Source organism: Bacillus sp. OTU530 (assembly GCF_038440375.1).
This window is the reverse complement of sequence record NZ_JASATP010000016.1, coordinates 39,651-61,289: the sequence shown is the minus strand read 5'-3', so window position 1 is coordinate 61,289 and position 21,639 is coordinate 39,651. Positions and strand designations below refer to the sequence as shown.

General features: G+C 40.1%; 19 protein-coding genes. 2 read left to right on the top strand and 17 right to left on the bottom strand.

Annotation, left to right across the window (positions count from 1 at the left end; all coding sequences use genetic code 11):
- Positions 1–457: 457 nt before the first annotated feature.
- From AAHB12_RS13740 to AAHB12_RS13700, 9 genes are all read right to left on the bottom strand, one after another.
- Positions 458–1,297, bottom strand: coding sequence for a class I SAM-dependent methyltransferase (locus tag AAHB12_RS13740; protein ID WP_129728565.1), 840 nt, complete (start codon positions 1,295–1,297; stop codon positions 458–460).
- 278 nt (positions 1,298–1,575) lie between these two features.
- Positions 1,576–1,779 carry a hypothetical protein gene (locus tag AAHB12_RS13735; protein ID WP_342045679.1) on the bottom strand — a complete coding sequence of 68 codons (204 nt, stop codon included), beginning with the start codon at positions 1,777–1,779 and terminating at the stop codon, positions 1,576–1,578.
- A gap of 460 nt (positions 1,780–2,239) precedes the next feature.
- On the bottom strand, positions 2,240–2,572 hold the full coding sequence (locus AAHB12_RS13730) for a DUF1904 family protein (protein WP_129728567.1): 333 nt from the start codon (positions 2,570–2,572) through the stop codon (positions 2,240–2,242).
- Between the two features lie 122 nt (positions 2,573–2,694).
- Positions 2,695–2,904: a PHP-associated domain-containing protein gene (locus tag AAHB12_RS13725; protein WP_342045678.1), complete on the bottom strand. Its 210-nt coding sequence runs from the start codon at positions 2,902–2,904 to the stop codon at positions 2,695–2,697.
- Entirely contained in the window at positions 2,901–3,053 is a 153-nt protein-coding gene (locus AAHB12_RS13720; protein ID WP_165350795.1) for a hypothetical protein, read from the bottom strand. Before AAHB12_RS13720 ends, AAHB12_RS13725 begins: the two co-directional genes overlap by 4 nt.
- Before the next feature lie 99 nt (positions 3,054–3,152).
- Complete coding sequence (locus AAHB12_RS13715) at positions 3,153–4,433, bottom strand: acetylornithine deacetylase (protein WP_129728569.1); 1,281 nt, start codon at positions 4,431–4,433, stop codon at positions 3,153–3,155.
- A gap of 275 nt (positions 4,434–4,708) precedes the next feature.
- Positions 4,709–5,488, bottom strand: a complete 780-nt coding sequence (locus tag AAHB12_RS13710; RefSeq protein ID WP_129728570.1) for a Cof-type HAD-IIB family hydrolase — start codon at positions 5,486–5,488, stop codon at positions 4,709–4,711.
- 1,150 nt (positions 5,489–6,638) lie between these two features.
- Positions 6,639–7,571: an alpha/beta hydrolase gene (locus AAHB12_RS13705; RefSeq protein WP_342045677.1), complete on the bottom strand. Its 933-nt coding sequence runs from the start codon at positions 7,569–7,571 to the stop codon at positions 6,639–6,641.
- A gap of 388 nt (positions 7,572–7,959) precedes the next feature.
- Positions 7,960–8,190, bottom strand: a complete 231-nt coding sequence (locus tag AAHB12_RS13700) for an excisionase family DNA-binding protein (protein WP_129728572.1) — start codon at positions 8,188–8,190, stop codon at positions 7,960–7,962.
- Positions 8,191–8,264: 74 nt separating this feature from the next.
- Between AAHB12_RS13700 and AAHB12_RS13695 the strand changes: the two genes are divergently transcribed.
- The gene (locus tag AAHB12_RS13695) at positions 8,265–9,875 is read left to right on the top strand and encodes a glycosyl hydrolase family 28-related protein (protein ID WP_342045676.1); all 1,611 of its coding nucleotides are present in this window, start codon (positions 8,265–8,267) and stop codon (positions 9,873–9,875) included.
- Between the two features lie 39 nt (positions 9,876–9,914).
- Here AAHB12_RS13695 and AAHB12_RS13690 read toward each other — a convergent pair whose 3' ends face one another.
- From AAHB12_RS13690 to AAHB12_RS13655, 8 genes are all read right to left on the bottom strand, one after another.
- Complete coding sequence (locus AAHB12_RS13690; RefSeq protein ID WP_342045675.1) at positions 9,915–10,277, bottom strand: group I truncated hemoglobin; 363 nt, start codon at positions 10,275–10,277, stop codon at positions 9,915–9,917.
- An 887-nt stretch (positions 10,278–11,164) separates the two neighbouring features.
- Positions 11,165–12,967 carry an IucA/IucC family protein gene (locus tag AAHB12_RS13685; RefSeq protein WP_342045674.1) on the bottom strand — a complete coding sequence of 601 codons (1,803 nt, stop codon included), beginning with the start codon at positions 12,965–12,967 and terminating at the stop codon, positions 11,165–11,167.
- Complete coding sequence (locus AAHB12_RS13680) at positions 12,954–14,168, bottom strand: MFS transporter (protein ID WP_342045673.1); 1,215 nt, start codon at positions 14,166–14,168, stop codon at positions 12,954–12,956. The genes AAHB12_RS13685 and AAHB12_RS13680 overlap by 14 nt, the downstream gene beginning before the upstream one ends.
- 9 nt (positions 14,169–14,177) lie before the next feature.
- A complete protein-coding gene (locus AAHB12_RS13675) occupies positions 14,178–15,479 on the bottom strand; it encodes a lysine N(6)-hydroxylase/L-ornithine N(5)-oxygenase family protein (RefSeq protein ID WP_342045672.1) in 1,302 nt (433 codons plus the stop codon).
- Positions 15,449–16,051, bottom strand: coding sequence for a GNAT family N-acetyltransferase (locus AAHB12_RS13670; RefSeq protein ID WP_129728578.1), 603 nt, complete (start codon positions 16,049–16,051; stop codon positions 15,449–15,451). Before AAHB12_RS13670 ends, AAHB12_RS13675 begins: the two co-directional genes overlap by 31 nt.
- Complete coding sequence (locus AAHB12_RS13665) at positions 16,041–17,843, bottom strand: IucA/IucC family protein (RefSeq protein WP_342045671.1); 1,803 nt, start codon at positions 17,841–17,843, stop codon at positions 16,041–16,043. The genes AAHB12_RS13670 and AAHB12_RS13665 overlap by 11 nt, the downstream gene beginning before the upstream one ends.
- Positions 17,821–19,344, bottom strand: coding sequence for a pyridoxal phosphate-dependent decarboxylase family protein (locus tag AAHB12_RS13660; protein ID WP_342045670.1), 1,524 nt, complete (start codon positions 19,342–19,344; stop codon positions 17,821–17,823). Before AAHB12_RS13660 ends, AAHB12_RS13665 begins: the two co-directional genes overlap by 23 nt.
- A 12-nt stretch (positions 19,345–19,356) precedes the next feature.
- Positions 19,357–20,727 (bottom strand): aspartate aminotransferase family protein, encoded by a 1,371-nt coding sequence (locus tag AAHB12_RS13655; RefSeq protein WP_342045669.1) that lies wholly within the window; start codon positions 20,725–20,727, stop codon positions 19,357–19,359.
- A 495-nt stretch (positions 20,728–21,222) separates the two neighbouring features.
- Here AAHB12_RS13655 and AAHB12_RS13650 point away from each other — a divergent pair, with 495 nt between their 5' ends.
- Complete coding sequence (locus AAHB12_RS13650) at positions 21,223–21,558, top strand: winged helix-turn-helix transcriptional regulator (protein ID WP_129728582.1); 336 nt, start codon at positions 21,223–21,225, stop codon at positions 21,556–21,558.
- The last annotated feature ends 81 nt before the right edge of the window (positions 21,559–21,639 follow it).

The following is a 21,639-nucleotide window of genomic DNA, read 5'->3' as shown; positions in this document are numbered from 1 at the left end:
TTGGACAACTGTCCTTTTTCAATCTCTTTATTTTATCATATTTTTTGTGTGACAAAGTTTTATTTAACTTTCATTTACATGACAATAAAGAGGTTTTATGTAAAAATTTTAACATGATTTCAAAGAAACTTTCGGTTTTTTAAAGAAAACTCGACGATTGGCGAAGACAGAAGCCTAGTTACACTTACACTGTATGCCTAAAATTTCTCACTACGTCGAATGGTCTCCTAGCTAAAAGTTTATACTTTCTTTGTTAAAATGCAAGAACAATGACAAAGATCTATGAGTTTATTACAATCAAAATACTATATACATAATATAAAGATATAACTATAATAAAAACCGGACAAAAATGAAAAAATTAGGCGAATCTGAATTATCAGTTCGCCAAAGATAATACTTTCCCAAGCCCACAGGCTAGTCCGTTACAAGAAAATCCCTACATAAACTTTTATTTTCAGAGACGCACCGGATTCCAATATATTAAAGCAGCATGAAACGGATATACATACTCATATGTACCGTCTTTTTCTAACACATATTTATTGATAACACTCTCCACCTCACGAGCGTTATAGGCCGTATCCAAAATCTTTGTAGTGTTGTCACGAAGCAATTTTTCATAAGAGGAATAGCTTTTTTTGCTTTGTAATTTCACAATCTTGCAATTTGCTAAAATTCCAAGCTGATACAATACATTCAAAATATGAATATAATCCCGGCGTCTTAAATTGATTTTATATCCCATTTGCTGGAGCTCCATATAGTGAGGTTTTTCCGGCCCGGTTGTCATTCCTGCAATTACTAGACGATTTGCCGTCTCATTCATTTTTAATAATGCCTTCCCTATATCATACATTCGATAGTAACAGTTAAATCCAAACACCACGTCATATGTTGCGCTTGCTTTTTCATTCTCCCACTTTTCATGAATCAGCTGCATGTTACCGATACCTTTGTCAGCAGCTTGGGCTTCTAGAAATTGGACAATGCTTTTTGAACTGTCTATACATGTAAGCTTCTGAACTTGATCGGCGATTGCAAAGGTATAATTTCCCCATCCAGGACCAATTTCCAATACGTGATCATCACTGTTTAAAAGCGTCAGAAGTTCCTGCTGCACGATTTGTGCGTATGGATCTGGTTTATGCCGTTCCTTTCTCTTCAGCATAGAAGACCAAAAATCCTCTTCAGCCTGGTCATCTTTTAATCGCTTCGGTATGTTTCCGTTATGATCTGTCATGGATTCCTTCCATAGCTCTATATAATCATAGGCTTTTTGTATTTCCATCTTCATTCGTTTCTCTCCAGTCTGTATAATTCAAATATGCTTTCAAGCTGTTCTGGTTCAAATCTAAAAACAGCTAAGAATTATTTTATATGATGATAAAGAAAGTTTGATTATACTTGTAATTCTTAAAATTTGAAACTGAATTTTCAATATGACAGTAATACAAAAAGCTATTCCTAAAATGAAATAATCCCCTGCTGCTCCATTTATAAACAGAACAACAAGGGATCTAAGTACACACCGTATGTTTCACCTATATGCTTTCCTTTCCACTGCATGAGGACTCATGTCATGATAAAAATATCTTTCTTTTCTTCTTTCTTTTCTTCTTTCTTTTCCTCTTTCTTATCCAATACTTCCCGCACTGCATCTTCCCACCAGTAAGGCTCATCCTGCTCCGGAATAACTGGTTGCACTGTCCTCAGTACCTTTACATCGGCCATTTCACAACAGATTTCATATACTTCATCAAATTGAACGAGAGACATTTCCATTACCTCCCTCAAATTAAGTTATTTCTTACAGCCTTATTATATATCCATTTTTTTCAAAACACCACACCTAATCGCACTTAAATTGTGACCGCTTACATATTTTTGTTGAAAATTTTACTCATATCGTCACCTTTTGCAATAAAAACTACGTAATTTGTTGAAGAAAACTCGCCGATTGGCAAGCCCTGCCCTTGGGTGAAGACAGAGGCGCAGCCCTACTTATACTGTATTCCTAAAATTTCCGGCTACGTCGAGTTGGCTTCCGTCCAGAAATTTATACTTTCCTACAGTGTAACAAAAGGTAAAAATAACTGCTTCATACCCATAGTGTATTTCTATGATTTATCCATACATCGAATTCCTTCTTGGCTCAAATTTTATAGCTTTTCAAATAAAAAAAGAAAACAGAAGCCTTTCGAATATACACGACTGGCTTCCGTTTCTCACAAATACTCTATTCGTCACATCTGCTTCCATTTATGTAATAAGCGGACTCTGCCAATGAAATAAATGTAACCTCTACCTCTTGAATACCTGTCCCCATTATATACTTTGTAATAGCTTGGGCGAATTTATCACGGATTTCCTGTCCACGCTCAAACCATTTCACCTCAATTAGAGGAAACGATGGTACTTCTTCTCCGTCAAAGATAAAAACAGATTGTGGTACTTCGAATGTGAAATTATCTGTTCCACAATCGCAAATAGCTGCAAGCTCTTCCACTAAAGGCTTGCTGATTTCCTTTGTTTGTTCAAGTGTAATTCCCCGAATAACAATATGTGGCAAAATGATTTCTCCCTTCTTTGCTTGGTCATCTTTATTATACTCATTTAGGGACTCGTTTTGCTGCTATATTTTGCCCTTTATTCGCTTCACTAGGAATGATTAGTGAAGTTGACTCTTACCTGTTACACCTGCTCCTTCTTCCGTTCAAGCTGCTCTTTTCGTTTTTTCAGCTCCTCAAAATGAGCCATACCGATGTTTTTTGAACCGAGCTGTGCACCAGAATCACCATAGAACCCATGAAAGTCAGAACCGCCTGTTTGAACAAGACCATATCGCTCGGCTAACTCTCGTGCCCTCATTTCGTGTTCTTCATTATACAGCGGATGCTTCACTTCAATTCCTTCGAGTCGAGTCCAGCTGCCACCCACCCCGTAACTGCCTCAAAGTTATTGAATTGACCAGGGTGAGCCAGGACCGGAACACCTCCTGCCTTCCGAATAACACGTATTGCATCAAACACATCGATATACTGAATTGGCACGTATGCAATACCTTGCGGATATAAGTTTGTTCCTCTTTCTTAAAGTACAAAAAAAGGGACGCAAACATATACAACGCCTGCGTCCCTTCCTTTTATCTCTTATTCAGCTTTACTCGTATGACACCATTCATAAATAAATGCAAGGATTACCTTCGTAAACTCAATAAGCTGCTTTACCGCTACCTTTTCATTCACAGAGTGCGCTTCCTGCAGCGTTCCCGGTCCATAAATAGCCGCTGGAATTTGAAACTCACTAAACCACCCTCCGTCTGTAACCGTTGGGGACATATCAATCGTCGCCTGGCGATGAAGTGTTTTCTCATGGAGCGAGAATAATGTTTGTACGGCTGCATGATTCTGGTCTACTTCTAAAGACGGGAAGATTTCCCCTCGATCAATAATCATAGATTCACCGCCCCATTGAAATTGCGGAGGATTCTCCCGCAGCCATGGGTCGGCATCTGCAATTTTACGGATAAAGCTCTCGATTTCTTGTGCTACCTGATGATGTGTTTCATTTGGATAGAAATGCACAGTAATCCAAAGACGGCATTCGTCCGCAATAAAGGCTGCGTGGCGCCCTCCTTCAATCACTGCAGGGTTAATTGTTGTCATTCCCGGCGGATACCCTTCATAGGTTTTCATCACTGCCCAATGTCTTTCAAGCTCCTGAAGACCTTGAATAATTTTCATCATCTTCTCAATGGCGCTTGCTCCAAACAATCGCCCTCCTGCATGAAGCATTTGGCGTCTCGTTGCATCATGAAAGGTTTGCGGACTTTTGACTGTGATCCACCCTGTAATAACCCCGCCTTGCCCTTGAATATGCAAATCACTTGTATCAACAACCAAGGCAAAATCAGCATTATAGCCGCGCTTGCAACATTGGAGCGTCCCTGCCTCTCCAACCTCTTCACCGATTACAGATTCAAAAATTAAATCCCCCGGCAGTTCAATCCCTGCCTCATGAAGCAGCTGAATCGCAAACAAAGCCCCTGCAATCCCCCCCTTCATATCCGCAGCGCCCCGACCGACTACATATCCATCCTCTACAAACGGGGCAAACGGACCTGTTTTCCACGGTTCATCCTCGGATACCTCGGCAACATCTACATGTCCATTAATAATAAGGCTTTTATGTTGCGCTGATTCCTTCCCTTTCTTTACACCCACTACATTTGGGTCTCCCGGATATACATCCCATTGATCAATAGAAAAGCCGCATTTTTGTAGAAACTCCCCTACAAATTCCTGAATATCGCTCGTATTCCGTGCTGGCGGAGCAGGAGTTTCAAATTCAATCAGCTTTTTGGTCAACTCAATAAGCTCTTCCTTTCGTGCATCAATTTGCTGTAATAGTACTGAGATCTGTTCGTTCACCACTTAACTCTCCCTCTCCTTATACTGTATTCCTAAAATTTCTCGCTACATCGGATTGTCTTCCAGCTAGAAATTTATACTTAAAGTGAAAGAAAAGCAGAGGATATAGAACGTTTTAGCGTTCTAGCCTCTGCTTTTTATATGAGCAATACAATAGGCTACAGTTGATTAAACACCTATTGTGTCAATCCCCTTCAACAGCAGTAAATAGAAACTCTTGTTAACATACTTTGAAAACTATTTATAGGGTTAACAGTCTATAATCCTTCTACTCTCTAGATAAGCCCAAGCTTCTCCAACCCATGCTTTACGCCATCTTCCTCTGCGGTAATTGTAACCATATCAGCATGGGCCTGCACTTCAGGAATCGCATTCCCCATTGCTACTCCCATACCAACCATGGAGAGCATTTCAACATCATTCAAACCGTCTCCAAAAGCAACAGCCTCTTCCTGAGAGACCCCTAATTGCTCTAGAACCTTTAGAATCCCGGTTGCTTTTGTTGTATTCGCACAATTTACATCGCATGTACGCATCCCTGGGCTGCTCCATCTTCTAAAATATAGCTCTGGAATACTTTTTTGATACCCCTGCTCCTCCTCTGCTTCACAGTGAAGAAACAATTGATAAATATTCTCCTCTTTCCAAAATGCAGGTGCCTCCTGCAATCCCGATACATCTTGACGAAATGCCTCCTTGACATAAGGATGCTCTATTTCTGTTACCCTTAGATCTGCTCCTCCAAGGTATGTTAATGGATGCTTATAATCATTCGTCCGAATATAAAGCTTCTCTAGTACATGCTTCTCAATCGGTTTTCGATGGATAATTTCTCCCCTATGATATACATAAGATCCGTTAAAGAAAATCATCGATTGTACATCTAAATCATGAATAACAGGCTTTGCAAAATAAGGTGCTCGTCCCGTTGCGATCACGACATGGATATTATTCTCCTGAAGTCGTCGCACTGCCTGCTTTGTTGCATTCGTTACACTCTTTCCATGTGGCAAAATCGTACCGTCAATATCTAAGAAAACAACTTTGTACTTCATTATCAAAATTCCCCCCGTGCCTAGACAAGAAACATTCTGTCTCGATAGATATAGTAATTCCTTCTAGTACATCAAAACATTTTATCTCATGCAGGCCCCCGGCAAACTATGAGACGGTAGTCTACAAACATAAAACACCTTCTATTGTAGCACGTTCATTCGTTTGCAGAAGTAAAAAGTTCTTTCTCCCATTCCTTCCTTGGGCTTCATTCCAGAATCTAAAGCCCTACTTTCATTATATAGAAAAAATTATATAAGCTATGTTTAATTTTTGTAAAATATATAAAACCCCATATTTTACTTATTTATCCACCAAAGAAATCTTCTTCTTAGTGATATAGATTAAAAATAAGCTCCTATTATTTGGCTGTATTCTATCTCATCTTAACTTCTTTTTACTTACAAACCAATTAAAAGCAGGCTATCCATTATCCGGTAAAATATTCTGAAAATTTTAAAAAATAACTTGTCAAACAGGCTACTTTATGTAAAAATAGAGATACAGAAGTTCACAATTCTGTCACATTTAAAAAAATGTGCTAACTGATAACGAGAGAGGAGTTTGATAGTATGCTAGAATTCTTAGTAGGAATGGCACTTTTTTCTCCGTTTTTCTTGTTACCAATTGTGTTAAGACAATACTTTAAAAGCTCTTCATTAGATGTTGCGTGAAAATATAAATGTAAGCACCTACAATAACCAAATGTAAGCCATGCGATTGATTCGCATGGCTTTTTGTTTTATCTTTTTCCGACAGAGGACTCCCTCTGCAAGCACGGCATGGGCGTAACTCGGTGGCAAGTAAGAAAGAAATGTCGTTTAGACGCTCATCCATAATACCGTCATATGAACACCCATCACTTAGATAAAATCACCAAAACCAACCAGAAAGAAGAGGGAGAGAATAAAGAAATGATTTTCCTATCGAATCTATAAACAAGCTGCCTCTCTTGATTTGAATCAGGAACTTTCTCGTTCTCCCCGTCTCTACAACGGAGCGATACACATCGATTACATTATTTTTCATTTCATCCATTAAACAGTTCATAGTTATATTTGTATACATTTTTGTATTATTATTTTTCTAGAGCCCCTCCATTTTTCTTGGAAGGAGCCGCTTATACTTCTTTATCTTACGAAAGAAGGCATATCATCTCTCCTCCAGCCACCTCACAATATCGCTATATACCTCCTTCTGATTGATCTCATGCAGCATTTCATGGCGACCATCCTTATAAAATATGTATGATACATCATGCACTCCAGCCGCTCGAAATGCTTCGTATGCTTGCAGGACACCCTTTGTATTTCCACCTACAGGATCTTTGTCCCCAGATATAAACAAAATCGGTAAGTCCTTTGGTACTTTTGCAATGTTCTCTACCTTTTGAATCATTTCACTTCCCGTATATAAATCGTAAAAGAATCTACCTGTAAAAATACCGCCGCATAGCGGGTCTGCAATATACTTGTCTACTTCCTTCTCATTACGGGTTAGCCAATCGAACGGAGTACGGGTCGGTCGGAATGGCTTATTGAATTTTCCAAATGACAGATTGTTTAAAAATAAGCTTGGTGTTTTTCTACCTTTTGCCTTCATTTCTAAACGAGCGAGCAGTTTACCGATCTTCAGAAGTGGAATCGCATTATCTCCCGTCCCTGATAGAATCATCCCATGCAGTTCCCTTCCGTACAACTGCGCATACCGCCTTATAAGAAATGAACCCATACTGTGACCGAATAATACTACCGGGGTGCCTGGGTATTCCTTCTTAATCTGCTGCGTTACGAGATATAAGTCCTCGACAACTTTCCCAAAACCATTTTCATCTGCAAAATATCCCCTATCTTCCTTTTTTTCTGCCGTATACCCATGACCTCGATGATCATTGCCATATACAAAAATTCCTTCGCCAATGAGCATTTGTGCAAATGCAGCATAACGGCGAATATGTTCCGCCATACCATGGGAAATTTGTAAAATCATTCTTGGCTGCCTTGTTTCATCTATCCATTTTATACAAGATAGTTCTACACCGTCTGATGCTTGTACCGTAAAAGCTGTCTCCATCTCTGCATCCATACCTTTCCGTATATCTCCATCTAATGTAACAGGAAATATGTGCTTATCCTGATTATTATGTTGCTTTCTAAAATGTTTTTACATAAAATATAGCAAAAAATAAAGAAAACTCGCCGATTGGCGAGCCCTGTCCTTGGGCGAAGACAGAGGCGTAGCCCTACTTATACTGTATTCCTAAAATTTCCGACTACGTCGAATCCACTTCTGGCTGAAAATTTATACTTTCTTACAGTGTAAATAAAACGAGCATACTTCCCGTAAAGCATGCCCGTCTTCCATATATGACTTACTCATATATATGTTATATTTTTCGGAACAACCACAAACTCCTTGTCCGTTTTCTCTTCTTTTTATCCCTCTGTTCGACAAACCTCATCTTCTCAGTAAACTAGTCTTCATCCTTTACATCTAAATCGTCTGGAATCGGCTCACTTAAAATTTCATCAATGAGCTTCCGGTACTTCTCCATTTGCTGAAGGTGATTATTGAACTGCTCCTTATTGATTAAATATTGCTCTCCATCATAAACCGCCCGAATGCGTCTTTGCCGAATAAGGCTTTCAATCTCAGATTCCCGGATATTTAAAAAATCCGCTGTTTCTTTTATAGTTAGATACATGATTTTCCCGTCCTTTCTGTATGCTTATTATATAATAAGCATACCACTTGTTTTACAAAAACGAGGTGAAAAGCATGTATCTTGATCAAAGCCATGACCCAAGAAAGAATGCAAGGCTGCTGTCGCAGCTTGCTTATCACAAAGTAAGTGTAAAAAAAGCCGTCGAAGAAACAAATGCGATTTTCTCTAGAATAAAAGAAAATGCTCCTATGCCCAAGCCTTCTTTTCTAAAGCGTCTACGTTCCAATGCGGCACTGACTGATTGTGCTACGTATGTCGATGAAGAAGGTCACGCCTATCCTGCTTGGAAGAATCTATTAGATACAGAATACAATCACTTATTAAAACGTGTAAGACGAACCGTCAATGTAAAAGACTATGGAGCAAGAGGCGATGGCAGAACTGATGATACAGAAGCCTTTAAGAAAGCCATCGGTAGCGGCCGAGTGAGAGTGTGTATTCCCGCAGGAGTGTTTGTGACAAAAGGGCTGCAGCTGCCATCATGGACGTATCTTGAAGGGGCAGGCAAAGGCACAACCGTCATAAAGCTTCATCATGCTGCTCCAAAAGGAACCAGATTGATTACAAATGCAAATTACCGGCGCGGGAACCGTAACATTTGCATACAAGGCATGACATTAGACTGGAATGTGGAACGGCTCGGCTACGAACAAAAAACAGCTACCGGAGGCAATCACTCCAGTTGCCTTACATTTGCCCATGTTACCTTTGGCTGGGTAAAGGATGTATCCGCGTTGAATCCTGGATTACACTGCTTCGATATCTCCTCTCCTGCCTATAGCTATGCAGGAGATGGGACACGCGCACGGGGCGGCAGTAAGTACATTTGGCTGGATAATTTGAACGGCTCCGGTTTTGGAGACGATGGTATTACCACACATCATAGCGAAAATATTTTAATTTCGAACTGCCACATGTGTGACCCGAGCGGGCGAGCGCATCAAAAGGGATTTTCCAACTCGAACGGCATTGAAGTGGATGACGGTTCACGAAACGTATGGCTTGTGAACAATTCTACCGCCAGATGCTTTGGCGGTGTTGAAGTTAAAGCCCATCATAACTCATCCGCAGCTTCAAATGTACAAATCATTGGACATCTTTCTGTCAACGACAACCGTTCCTACAATTTCCGTCACATCGGACACCACACCAGCACTGATCCTGCATCACAGACAGCTTACGATATCCGTGCGACAAATATTGTAGCCATTGCACCTATTTATACAAACTTATATACAGATTCTAATCCGCGAGGCATGGTAATTTCAGCGTATAACAATGTTGTTATTAATCATTTTACACTCATTGGTGATCCTGAGTATGACTATAAAGGAAATCCTGTTATTGCCCTCCAATATCGGGCACGAAATATCGCTCTGCATAACATCGCAATTCGCAGCTTCCAAACAGCAGGAACAGATATACACATCTTCGGTGGAACGCAACGGGCAGATTGTATTAAACTCAGGAACATCTTTATCCGTAACTCTGCTCCACAGGCTATATATGTAGGGACAGGAGTACAGCAGTTAGCCGTTCATAACGTTCATGCCAAGAGCAAAAACGGGGCCTATGGGCTAAAAACAGTTAACTCACTGCCCGATATTTCAGAGGTTCATGCTACGGGTTATAAAACTCCTATTTTAATTGACGAGCATACATGATAAAAAGGGACTCACAGAAAGCTGTTTGTCCCTTTTCTTCTATTTATATAGAATATCATCCCGAAGTGTTGCGACCTTATCTAAAGCCGTTTGAATATCATGCTCCTGTACACCAAAATGGGCAAGGGCATCATGAAGATGTGTTGCAATGGCCTGAAAATGGGCTGGCTGCAGATTCATCCCCTCATGTGCTTTCGCCATCGATTTTCCTGAGTATTGATTTGGACCGCCTAAAGCAAAGCTAATAAATTTCGCTTGATGACGTTTTTGCTTTTCCATATCTGTGTTCTCGAAAAAATGCTGAACTGTTTCATCCTTTAGAACTAATTCCTCGTAGAAGTAATCCACTACTTTCGCAATGGCTTCTTCTCCCCCAAACTTCTCATACAATGTTTGTCCCATCTAATACATGCTCCTTTTCCAAAATATTACACAGGATTATTTTTCCATTTTTTCATAAGCGTTATTCATTCTTTTGAGCTTTGCTGCAAATTTAGGTAATTCGCGCAGAAACAGTAATCGAAAAAAGGGAATACACTGTATAAAGAAAACTCGCCGATTGGCGAGCCCCGCTCCTGAGCGGAGACAGTGGCGTAGTTGCACTTATACTTTGCTCCTAAAATTTCTCACTACGTCGAATTGGCTTCCAGCTAGAAAGCTATACTTTCTGGTGTAACAAATCAGGATATGAAAAAGGATAACATGCTAGAAATGGTATTTCATTTCAAAAAATGCAACTTCCTCTTTTATCCTCCTCACCATATCCCCTTATGGCACTATTAATTTCCAGAAAATTCAAAAAGACCTTGCATTAAATTCCATTTTATGTAAAAATAGAATTAAGGAGTTCACAAATTCGTCACATTTATACAAGCTTCCATAAATGAAAGGAGTGTTAATATGTTAGAATTCGTGATTGGAATGGCACTGTTCTCTCCTTTTTTTTCCCTGCCTCTACTACTTGCCTACTACTTTGAACATTTCTCTTCAGACTCTTACTAAAAGCTTTTTTGTAACCGTTAACAAAAAGTTCCCTTCTTATTATAAGACTCGCCCACTGGCAGGCCGTTAGGCGAAGACAGTGGCGTAGTTGCACTTACACTTTACCCCTAAAATTTCCTGATGCGCCAAGTTGACTTCTAGTTGGAATTTGATACTCTTTTTTTAAGCACAAGAAAAAATGCTGCCTTTCCGCAGCATTTTTTTCTTTATATTCAGCCATGATCTGTTTAGAGGAGCATCATCTTTGGTAAAGAAAAAGAATAATAAATTTCTATTTTTTCTCCTGCTTACACGATCATTTGACTCGCTACTTCATGAAGCGCATTTGTGACTTTTCCATATTCACTCGCATGCGGACGATCCTCTCCATCTTCATAGCCATAATCAAACATACGATTGCGATTAAGAGTTAGCTTCGTAAATGTTGGACGCAACAAATCGAATGTATTGAATCGTTCTTGTAAATGAGGAAATTTCCTTTGATAAGATAAAATTTCTTCACGAACAATGCTCCAGAAATGATGTTCAGAAAATTGTTCATTTTCCTGTAGAATATTGCTTAAATAACGGAAATGACAAATAAATAATCCTGTAAAAATGAATTGTGTCAACCCTTCAGGTGGCTCACTGCGCAGTACTTTTTTCAACTCAGGAGATACTGCCTCCAGCTCTGGGAGTGGCTGATCGCTAATGTTCACGTCGTCCACAAAGTCTTTCATAATCAAACGTTCCGGCTGGTAATTTTTTAGCACAAGCACCGTATTTTGCCCATGCGGTGAAAATACAGTACCGTACTGATACAAGTAGTGAAGTAATGGAGGTAAAATTGCTTTTGCAAGCTGCTTGACCCACTCCTCTACCGTAAGACCTGATTTCTCAATTAATGCTAATACAAATGGCTTTCCTTCATGATCCACATGCAGCAATGCCGCAAGTGTAATTGCATGTTCACCGTCTTGCAGCCCATTGTAAACACTTTCCCTCCAAACCACGCCGAGCATTTCAAGATATTGGTAAGGAGCTCCTTTTAGCTTTGAAAAAGTGCGATGATCAACGTTCATGGTCGCAACCTCTCCTAGCAGGCCAAGGCGGCATTCTTCTTTTAAAAACGTATCATGTTCCCAGATGTTTTTCATAAATGCTGTTACTTCAGGAGCAATCACTGTCCTTTCGCTCGGTAATCCTCGATATACAAGTGTATTTAAAATGCTCATCGGCAGCTTCACATGATGCTTTTCCTTATTCGTTACATTCACAAATGTGCGAATGGACTGTTGTGGGAGATAATGATCTTCTCCTTCCCCTAATGGAATCAGCTCTTTGTTAGCAATCTCAGCAGCGAACATAGACACAATTACATTGTTCCATTGCCACACATGAATCGGCATGAAATAATAATCCTCTGCTTGTACTCCTTTAGTTACTAGCTTTTTCTGAAAAAGCTGGATTGTCTTCCCATCGAGCTCTTTCTCTATCACACTCTCATAAGATAGCCCTTCTACCGAATGAAAGCTTCCGATCTTTTTATGGATTGCAATCCATGACAGCTGTACCTTTTTCTTTTGTTCAGGCGCATACTTTATATAGTCATCATACCCAAAGCCAATCCGGCCTTTGTTATATGTAATCCAAGGATGCCCCGTCATTTCTCCTTCTAGTTCTGCATAATCTAATTCAATTAGCTCTTTCGATAATTTTGATCTTTCTTTTAGGTGAGTATCTGCCACTAATGTATGCAAATACTCCTTCACTAAATGGCCCGCTGTAGAACCTGTCATCTTTCCCTCTTCTTGTATACTTAACAAAAATGCAAGAGATAACGATATATCGCTTGTTTCAGCGTCTACTTTCACACTCTCAGGTAAAACATAAAAGCTGTTGAATAAGCGAGGCTTCGCTTGGAAGCAGTACACTACCCCTTTTTGATCCCTCCACTCGTAAAAACGAATACCGTCCCTCTCACTCATCAGCTTCGGCATAATAATTTCTTCATACATGAACTCTTGAAGCATTTTAGCTAGAAGCTGTTGATCTTTTTCTTTCCAAGCTGTTTCTGTTAACGTATGTATAGGTGTCTCACAAATTTTCATGACGCCCGACTCCCCTTTTTATTTGATATGAAGATGATTGGTAACTACGAATTGAAAATAAAGCCATGCATAATGCCGATCCAATTAAAAGGAAACCGCTTAGAAGGAATGGTCCTTCAAGGCCATTATGCTGCACCATCATCAAAGCGGCCATCGGCGAGAAAAGCAAAGCTATATTTTGTACTGATGTGACGAGGCTATATGAAAGCGGCGATTCCCTTCCAATTCCCATTTGGAAGAAGAGAATATCAATTGCTGCCAGACTGACAAAAAAGCATATACCATATACAATCCGAATAGCAACAAACAACCAAATGTCCTCAGCTAGCATCTGGATAAAAAGCAAACCTCCTGTTATACCCGTTACGCCTATTAAAATAACTGCGACATACGACTGAAGCCAACGCTTCGGCAAAAAAAACTGCAGGACAATCGCCACAATGCTCGGCATTACATACAGCAAGCTTGCTTCTTGCTTTGTAAGAGCATAGCTATTGTCAAGAAAGACTGTGAAATAAGGACGAATCGCATGATGCCCAATATAAAAGAGAAATGCAGTGAGCAAATAAATAAGAAATTCCCTCGACCACTTCACATCTTTTAATAAGCCTTCCGTCTTTCTTACCTTCTCCCATGTTGCGGCAGCGCTCTTTTTCGGGAATAGAAAGCAACTTGCTGCTGCAAGCATAATATCAACCAATGCAAAGATATAATAACAATTCAAAGGAACTGACAGACCAATAATAAAGCTTCCTACAATTCCTGATACGATTACACTCCCGTGAAAAGTAAATAAGTAGGTAGTCGTTGCTTTTACCCTTTCATCGGCATTCTTACTCGAAGCCACCATCGCCGGATATAGCAAATAAATGCTGCTTTGAAAAAATAGTAAAACAAGTGAAACTCCTAAAAATTGTGGAAAGGTATGGCTCATAGGTAAAAGTATCTTACACCCTCCCATTATCATTAAAGCGGCCGTAACGATCTTTTGAAGTCCCCATCCTTTAGCAACCATACCCCACATCGGAGTCATCACAATGACTATAAGGCGACAACAAATAATAAATAGGCTCGTTGCTTGCACTCCATCTACTTGAAAATAATCGGAAAATAGCTGCGGATAAAATGGTGACAATAGCATTTCCGAAATTAAAGTAAACAGCAAACAACTATAGATAAACCCTTTTTCACCCCTCGTCATTGCCTTCTCCTACAGTCCAAACTGTTGGAACACGCTGTTTTTATATGTTTGATATATTTCTTTTCCTGCTAATTGGTTGATAATCGTTGCATTTCGAAGTGCACCGAGTCCTAAATCAGGCGCACCGACACCATGCGTATGCAACTCACCGTTTTGAATAAACAAGTGATTATGACCTTCCTTGTTTAGCTGCACTTTATAGTCCTCTTGAATAACAAGCTGTCCCGCCTCATCCCACTCAAGCAGATGCTGTATGCCTTTTAAGCAGTCTGGAATATAAGGTTGATAGCCTGTTGCGAGGATCACTACATCGCTTTCCAGTTGCTTATTCTTTTCTTGTTCACGTTGATATAAAGATAGAGTATATTGATTGTCCCATTCTTCTATCGATACTAGCTCTGTCAATGCTTGTAGATGAACATTCGGTACGCTGTTTCCAACAGTTCTCTCATACAATAAATCATAAATATCTGCAATCGTTTGAAAGCTGATCCCTTTATACAGCAGAGCTTGGTTACGCAGAACATCGTTTTTCTTTTCTTGCGGAAGTCTATAAAAATATTGGGTATAATCCGGAGAGAAATGCTCCAGGCCAAGCTTTGAATATTCCATCGGATAAAAGCCTTTGGATCTTGTGAACCAACGTAATGTATACGCATGGTCCGGCTGCTTCCCTAAAAGATCATGAAAAATTTCTGCTGCACTCTGCCCAGAGCCGATAACCGTAATCGAGCTCGTTGGCAGAATACTTTCCCGCTTGCCCATATACTGTGCAGAATGAAATACACGATCACCAAGAGCTGACTGAAATTTCTCAGGAACATGCGGTCTCGTTCCAATTCCCATTACGATATGCTTAGTGTAATATGTGTTCCGCTTCTCTTCTCTGTGAGAAAAAACAGTAACGCGATAATGCCCTTCCTCTGTTTGTTCAATGTTCTCCACTTCACATCCAAATTGAAGCTGGGGGAGCTGCCCTGCTACCCATTGACAATAATGATTGTATTCTGTGCGCGGGATATGGAATTTTTCAAAAAAGTAAAAACGGTACAATCTGTTGTGTTCATGTAAATAGTTCAAAAAACTAAAACGACTAGTTGGATCGACCATCGTTACTGTATCTGCCATAAAAGGAACTTGCAGCGTCGTTCCCTCCAGCAGCATTCCAGGATGCCAATTAAATTGTTTGTTTCTATCGAAGAATAACGAGCGACACCCTGTCTTTTCCAATAAAGCCGCTAAACCAAGGTTAAACGGACCAATTCCAACTCCAATTACGTCTAAAACTTGTTCTCCTGCCAATCTGCCCATCTTCTGTCAAACCCTTTCCGTTCACATATCATTAATAAACCTGTCTTATCAGGCAAAGCAACCTCCTTTACAGATTGAAAGCCACATTTCTGGAATACATGGATCATTTTTTCGTTTCGCACATCAGGCTCAGCAACGATACGATTCGTTTCACTTATTTGAAATTTTTTATACAGCATCGTTAGTAATAATGGATAAATAAAACCTTTACCTAAAAACTCCTTTGGTCCTATCAATAGATGAATCCCTTGGTCATATTCATCCCATTCATAATATCCGCCAATGATATCGTCCTTCACCCAGTAGGACTCCCAATAACTCATAGGGGTCCCATCTATCTCCCCGATTAGAAGCGTCTGATGATCATCCTGCAGAAACTTCCGTAAATGTGCAGTGTAATCTGGAAGAGAGATATTTAGATTCCAAAAAGGAACTACATGTGATTCCTGCATCCATGAATGAAGCCTATGTACATCCTTCTCCATGCTTACTCGCCGAAATGAAATCGTCTTTTGGAGGCTGGCATCGTATCTTTCAAATGGATAACTTAGTTGAATCGTATTACACTTCATACAATTCAACTGCTGCTGTGACAATAGGATTAGGCACATGGACATATACGGATTGTGATGCAAGAGATCCTACAAGCTCATCCATGTTATGTACTCTTGTCAATAGATTCGCCTTGCATGGCAGCTCTTGCTCATTCAAGAGTGACTCTAATAGATTCGTATGATCACCTAATTGAACATGTAATTGTTTCAGCTCTTCTCTCATTATGATAAGCAAACGATTTTCATCAATTAGCCTATTCACTCCGAACGCGTTAATCAAACCGAACAAATGATTAAAGCATACGTAATAACGGAAACGTTCTTCCGCAATAGCATCCTCACATACCGTGTCACTCTTTTCACTCAAGTTCCCAACTAGTTCTTTAAGAGCCGCTGCCTTCGATTCCATAAAATAATAGCCCTGATTATCACGATAATAGAACATGGATGGATATCCCTCTTCGTCAAGTTTGACGATGGAATTTTGCTGATGAGCTTCCAAGGCAATTCCATATGACGCATATAGCCAATAAAGCGGGCGTAAACTGATTTGCAAATAACGGGCAAACCATCGCTCACTCACGTCCGCAACAGAAATTCCTTCCTGGCGCGCAATATTGGAAATGATATTAGTTAAATGTGAAGCTTCTCCTGTAATATGATCCTGGCATAATGCTGCCAATAACGTTGTACGCAGGTCATTTCCCTCTTGAAACGGATTATCACGAATGACTACCTCAAATCCCGTCTCATGTGCCTCAGATTTTAACGTAATATAGGCAGGATCCTCGATAATGCGAAAAGCCGGATGATGTTTTTGTAACTTATTTTGTAACTCTCCATGAAGCAATCGACTTACCTCTACGCCGCGATCAAGCTCCTTTCGCTTATTGATCCGCAGTGAGTTAGTAATTTTGACTGGGATTGAAAACTTATACATAAAGTTTGCCTCAGGATGATATACCGTACGGACAGAAGAAGTTGGATAAAACTTCCTTCCCTGAGGTCCAAGATACGCAAGCTGTCCCGATTGAATCAAGTTGCATACATATTCCTGTCCCAAAAGTTTCCTTGCCTGAAGTGGATGAACAGGAATAAGTGCAAAATCATCTTCCTGACAATAGATTTCTGCAAAAGCATGTAAAACGAACGGATCCTTCAACAACTCTTCTTTTATAAGAGCTGCTACGTTCTTGCCCCATACAGAGTCCTCCTCCACGATATCATTGACAGCTTGGAAGTAATGAAGCTGAAAGCCTCCTTTCCTTTCAGGGGCAAAAATATGTTCTTCATCTTCATCGATCCCTTGTCTGCTTTTCGGTGTTGGGTGAACTTGATGCCCAATAACCAACGACTGCTCAGATTGAAGGAATGTTTTCTCTGTTTGATAGCATTCTTCCAAATCATCTTGTCTCGCTGTGATAATACCCTTCATATTTTGATAGCTTAAAATAGTCCGAAGCATGAGCTCATCTGTTTCTATAGGTTTATCGGCCATATATTTGAATTCGTTTTGCATCAATACTGTCAGCATAATGTAGTCAAGTTCTTCTACTTCACCAGCTCTCACTTGGTAGTACATAGGAGACATAAAGAGATGGCGCCCTGTTGGGGATTTATACCGAACAGGGATATATACTTTAGCGGACTGCTGATCAAATTGAAGCATCAATATGTATCTAGCATCCTGAACCCCCACCTGCATAGGTACATCATCCAGACGCTTCCATTCCCCGAGCCCTGTTTCTTTAACATAACAATTAATCAAGTTTTGCATTGTAATGTGATTAGTGATGAACGGAATATTCATACCTTGTCCCTCCTTGCTCTTTCTCAATTTTTTCTCCCATTTTCTTCATCCGTTCTATATGCTCCTTCATATCATGAATCGTATTGAGCGGATTAAGCATGGTGAATTTCAAATATACTGATCCGTTTTGTTTTGTTTTTGCTATAATTAACTCTCCGTTTTCATAAAAGGTACGCTGCATCTTAAGGTTGATTTCATTTACATAGTCACGCTCTTCACTGGGCTCTGATGGTATATAACGGAACAACACAGCATTAATTTCCGGAGTATTCAGCACTTCAAAGCAAGAGTTATTCTCCAGCAGTTGTGCGGTTTCTTTCGCTAAATGAATCGTGGAATCAATCATTCTTCCAAACAAATCCGTTCCCATTAACTTGAAGGTCATCCATACTTTCAAAGCATCAAAACGCTTTGTTGTCTGAATGCTCTTTTCAACAAGATTGATAATCCCTTCATCCTGATCTTCCTCAGGATTCAAATAGTCTGCATGATAGGCAATGCGATGGAAATCCTGTTTATTTTTCACAAAAAAAGCACTGCAGCTGATAGATTGATAGTACAGCTTATGAAAATCAATGGTGATTGAATCCGCCAGCTGCAGTTCACCGAGTAAGGAACGATATTGATGAGAAAAGAGAAGTGCTCCTCCATAGGCTGCATCAACATGCAGCCATAGCTCCTCTTCATTTCCAAGCTGCGCCATCTCACTTATACAATCAATGCTGCCAAAGTCCGTTGTTCCTGCTGTTGCTACCATCATGAATGGAATTAATCCTTCCTGACGAAGCTGCGCGATTTTCCTTCTGGCGTCTTGGATAGAAAACCTCTGTTTCTCATTGGTCGACACTGTGACAACGGCATTCGTTCCTAGTCCAAGCTGCGCTGCTGACTGCTGCACAGTAAAATGGGCATGCTCCGAGCAAAGAATTCGTAATTTATTTGCTTCAAAAGGCAATCCCTCCTTGTAGGCATTAACCGAGAAATGCGTTTCGCAAGCCTTGTTACGCGCTAACAGCAATCCCATATAATTAGACTGTGTTCCTCCGCTTGTAAACACACCATCTGCTCCATCAGGATAACCGATTTTTTTTGTGAAAAATTTAATCAGCTCCTCTTCCATATAAGTAGCGGAAGGGCTTTGATCCCATGAATCCATCGATTGATTTAAAGCAGCAATAATCACCTCTGCTGCAATTGATGGAAGTAAAGGAGGACAATGAAGATGGGCCATAGCGGAAGGATGGGAAATCCATAAAGAATCTCCCACTATAACATTCTGAATTTCCGCTATCACTGTTTCCATCCCTTGACCTGCAATTGGAAGGTTGGATATCTCCTTCACTTTTGCAGCTATCTCCGTACGGCCGCTGCCAGAAAACGGTTTGTTTGCTCCTTTGACTTGTTGATGTATGACTGTTATCACCTCATCCATGAGTGAGCGATATGTTCCCTCGCTTTCACTATCAGGATGAAGAAACCATTTTGTATAATTTGTATTCATATTCATCACCTTCTAGCGTAATCCGAAATGGGCTTCTGCACTTGTAATAGCTTCATAGAATCTCTGTAGTACTTCATCCACCTGTTCCTTTGAGATAATTAATGGCGGCAGCAGACGGATAACGGTGCCGAAACGACCCCCGACTTCTAAAATTACCCCGCGATTAAAGCACTCCTGTTGAATTTTCCTAGCAAGCTCAGGATAAGCAGGGTAGCTTCCAATTGTATTTGGCTGTTTAACCGGATTAATAATTTCAATCCCAAGCATAAGACCCAGTCCTCTTACCTCACCGATAGAAGAAACCTGCTTTTGAATCTGCTGCAATTGCTCTTTAACATAGATACCTAACGCGTGTGCATGTGCTGGCAGCTCATTTTCTTTTATAAAACGAAGTGTGGCCTGTCCCGCTGCCATTGCCATTTGATTTCCTCGAAATGTTCCAATATGAGCGCCCGGCTCCCATTTATCAAGACGTTTGTCATAAAGGACAACAGATAATGGTAAGCTTCCTCCAATCGCTTTTGATAAAATAAGAACATCTGGCTCGATTTCTGCATGCTCGAAAGCAAACATTTTCCCTGTTCGACCGATACCTGTTTGTACTTCATCAATAATAAGCGGAATATTTCGTTCTCTTGTAATTCGGCGAAGCTCTTTTAACCATCCGACTGGAGCTGGAATCGACCCGCCCTCTCCTTGTACAACTTCGACAATTACACCCGCCGGAGTGACGATTCCGCTTTCTGGATCGTCCAATAGATGCTCAATGTATGTACTGCTGATGCGGTGGCCTTCTTTTCCGATTCCAAACGGGCAGCGATATTCGTATGGATATGGGAGAAAATGTGCATCAGGAACTAACGCATGAATATTCTTCTTAGGACTTGTCGTTCCCGTGATACTTAACGCACCATGAGTAGAACCGTGATAGCCTCCTTGAAATGAGAAAATCACTCTATTTCCTGTTGCTGTCTTCACAAGCTTCAATGCAGCCTCTACCGCATCACCACCCGTTGGACCACAAAAATGAATTTTTACTTTCTCAGCAAACGAAGAAGGTAAAGAAGAGAACACTTCATCAATAAACGTCTCTTTTACAGGTGTAGTTAAATCAAGTGTATGTAAGGGTACATACGATTGCATAAAACCTTCTATCGCTTCCCGCACAACAGCATGATTATGCCCCAAGGCAAGTGTGCCAGCTCCCGCCAAGCAATCAATATATTGCTTGCCGTCCATATCTGTTATATAAACACCTTCAGCCCTTTTAATCGCAAGAGGCAGCCTCCTTGGATATGACCGGGCATTAGATTCTCTTTTCTCTTGCATAGCTAATAGGTCTTGATTTCCTGTATACGTAGAAATAGAAACTGTTGTTTTCATGATTTAACACTCCCTTGTTTTTTATATCCCATCCTCAAATGATTTCAGTTTATATGTGCTTAAATCGCCATCCGTTGATAATGATTTTCATTACTAATTACAAATACCATATTAATTGATAATGATTATCATAGTCAACTTTTTTTTATAAATAAGGAAAATTCGCCGCTTGATGAGCCCCGCTCTTGGGCGAAGACAGAGGCGTAATTGCACTTATCTGTATTCTTAAAATTCCTTGTTATGTCGAGTCAATTTCTAGCTGGAGATTTATACTTTTTTAAAGTGTAAAGAAAGAACCATGCTGAAATATTTTAAGCTTAAAACAACTCAGCTATAGTTAAGTCATCGGGTTTATAACTATTTCAAACAAGAGATAACCTAGTGTGAACCTCCATTGAACTTCTGACGCAAGACACTAAATTACTATAAATAAGTTAGTATATTTTTATGTGCAGTACATATGGTGTATAATGATAGTAGAACGAGGTGAGATCTATGGATCAATTTTTGCTATGTCCACGATTTGAGAAAAGTGTAGAAATTATAAGTAAGCGTTGGACCGTATTAGTGATTCACCAGCTTTTTTCTGGTCCGCAGCGTTTTTGTGCAATAGAATCTGCACTTCCTATCAGCGGAAGAGTGCTATCAGAAAGACTCAAGGATTTAGAGCTAGAAGGCATTGTGAAACGCCAGGTATTTCCAGAGACTCCTGTTCGTATTGAATATTCACTTACAGATAAAGGACGCTCGTTACAACCTGTCATTGCGGAGCTAGAAAAGTGGTCTCGTGACTGGGTGAAGATTGATGAAGATAGTGAAAATCCACAATAAATCATATTCATTAAAAAGGGAGCGCTTCAGTCGCTCCCTTTCTCTTTTTAACACCAGTATACGGACATGAAGCAATGCTTG

Coding starts and splice junctions, on each gene's coding strand:
- AAHB12_RS13685 (WP_342045674.1), bottom strand. CDS start 12,967: ATGAAAATTTGTGAGACACCTATACATACGTTAACAGAAACAGCTTGG.
- AAHB12_RS13675 (WP_342045672.1), bottom strand. CDS start 15,479: ATGGGCAGATTGGCAGGAGAACAAGTTTTAGACGTAATTGGAGTTGGA.
- AAHB12_RS13710 (WP_129728570.1), bottom strand. CDS start 5,488: ATGAAGTACAAAGTTGTTTTCTTAGATATTGACGGTACGATTTTGCCA.
- AAHB12_RS13700 (WP_129728572.1), bottom strand. CDS start 8,190: ATGTATCTAACTATAAAAGAAACAGCGGATTTTTTAAATATCCGGGAA.
- AAHB12_RS13735 (WP_342045679.1), bottom strand. CDS start 1,779: ATGTCTCTCGTTCAATTTGATGAAGTATATGAAATCTGTTGTGAAATG.
- AAHB12_RS13705 (WP_342045677.1), bottom strand. CDS start 7,571: ATGGATGCAGAGATGGAGACAGCTTTTACGGTACAAGCATCAGACGGT.
- AAHB12_RS13695 (WP_342045676.1), top strand. CDS start 8,265: ATGTATCTTGATCAAAGCCATGACCCAAGAAAGAATGCAAGGCTGCTG.
- AAHB12_RS13650 (WP_129728582.1), top strand. CDS start 21,223: ATGGATCAATTTTTGCTATGTCCACGATTTGAGAAAAGTGTAGAAATT.
- AAHB12_RS13690 (WP_342045675.1), bottom strand. CDS start 10,277: ATGGGACAAACATTGTATGAGAAGTTTGGGGGAGAAGAAGCCATTGCG.
- AAHB12_RS13655 (WP_342045669.1), bottom strand. CDS start 20,727: ATGAAAACAACAGTTTCTATTTCTACGTATACAGGAAATCAAGACCTA.
- AAHB12_RS13680 (WP_342045673.1), bottom strand. CDS start 14,168: ATGACGAGGGGTGAAAAAGGGTTTATCTATAGTTGTTTGCTGTTTACT.
- AAHB12_RS13665 (WP_342045671.1), bottom strand. CDS start 17,843: ATGAATATTCCGTTCATCACTAATCACATTACAATGCAAAACTTGATT.
- AAHB12_RS13660 (WP_342045670.1), bottom strand. CDS start 19,344: ATGAATACAAATTATACAAAATGGTTTCTTCATCCTGATAGTGAAAGC.
- AAHB12_RS13670 (WP_129728578.1), bottom strand. CDS start 16,051: ATGAAGTGTAATACGATTCAACTAAGTTATCCATTTGAAAGATACGAT.
- AAHB12_RS13740 (WP_129728565.1), bottom strand. CDS start 1,297: ATGAAGATGGAAATACAAAAAGCCTATGATTATATAGAGCTATGGAAG.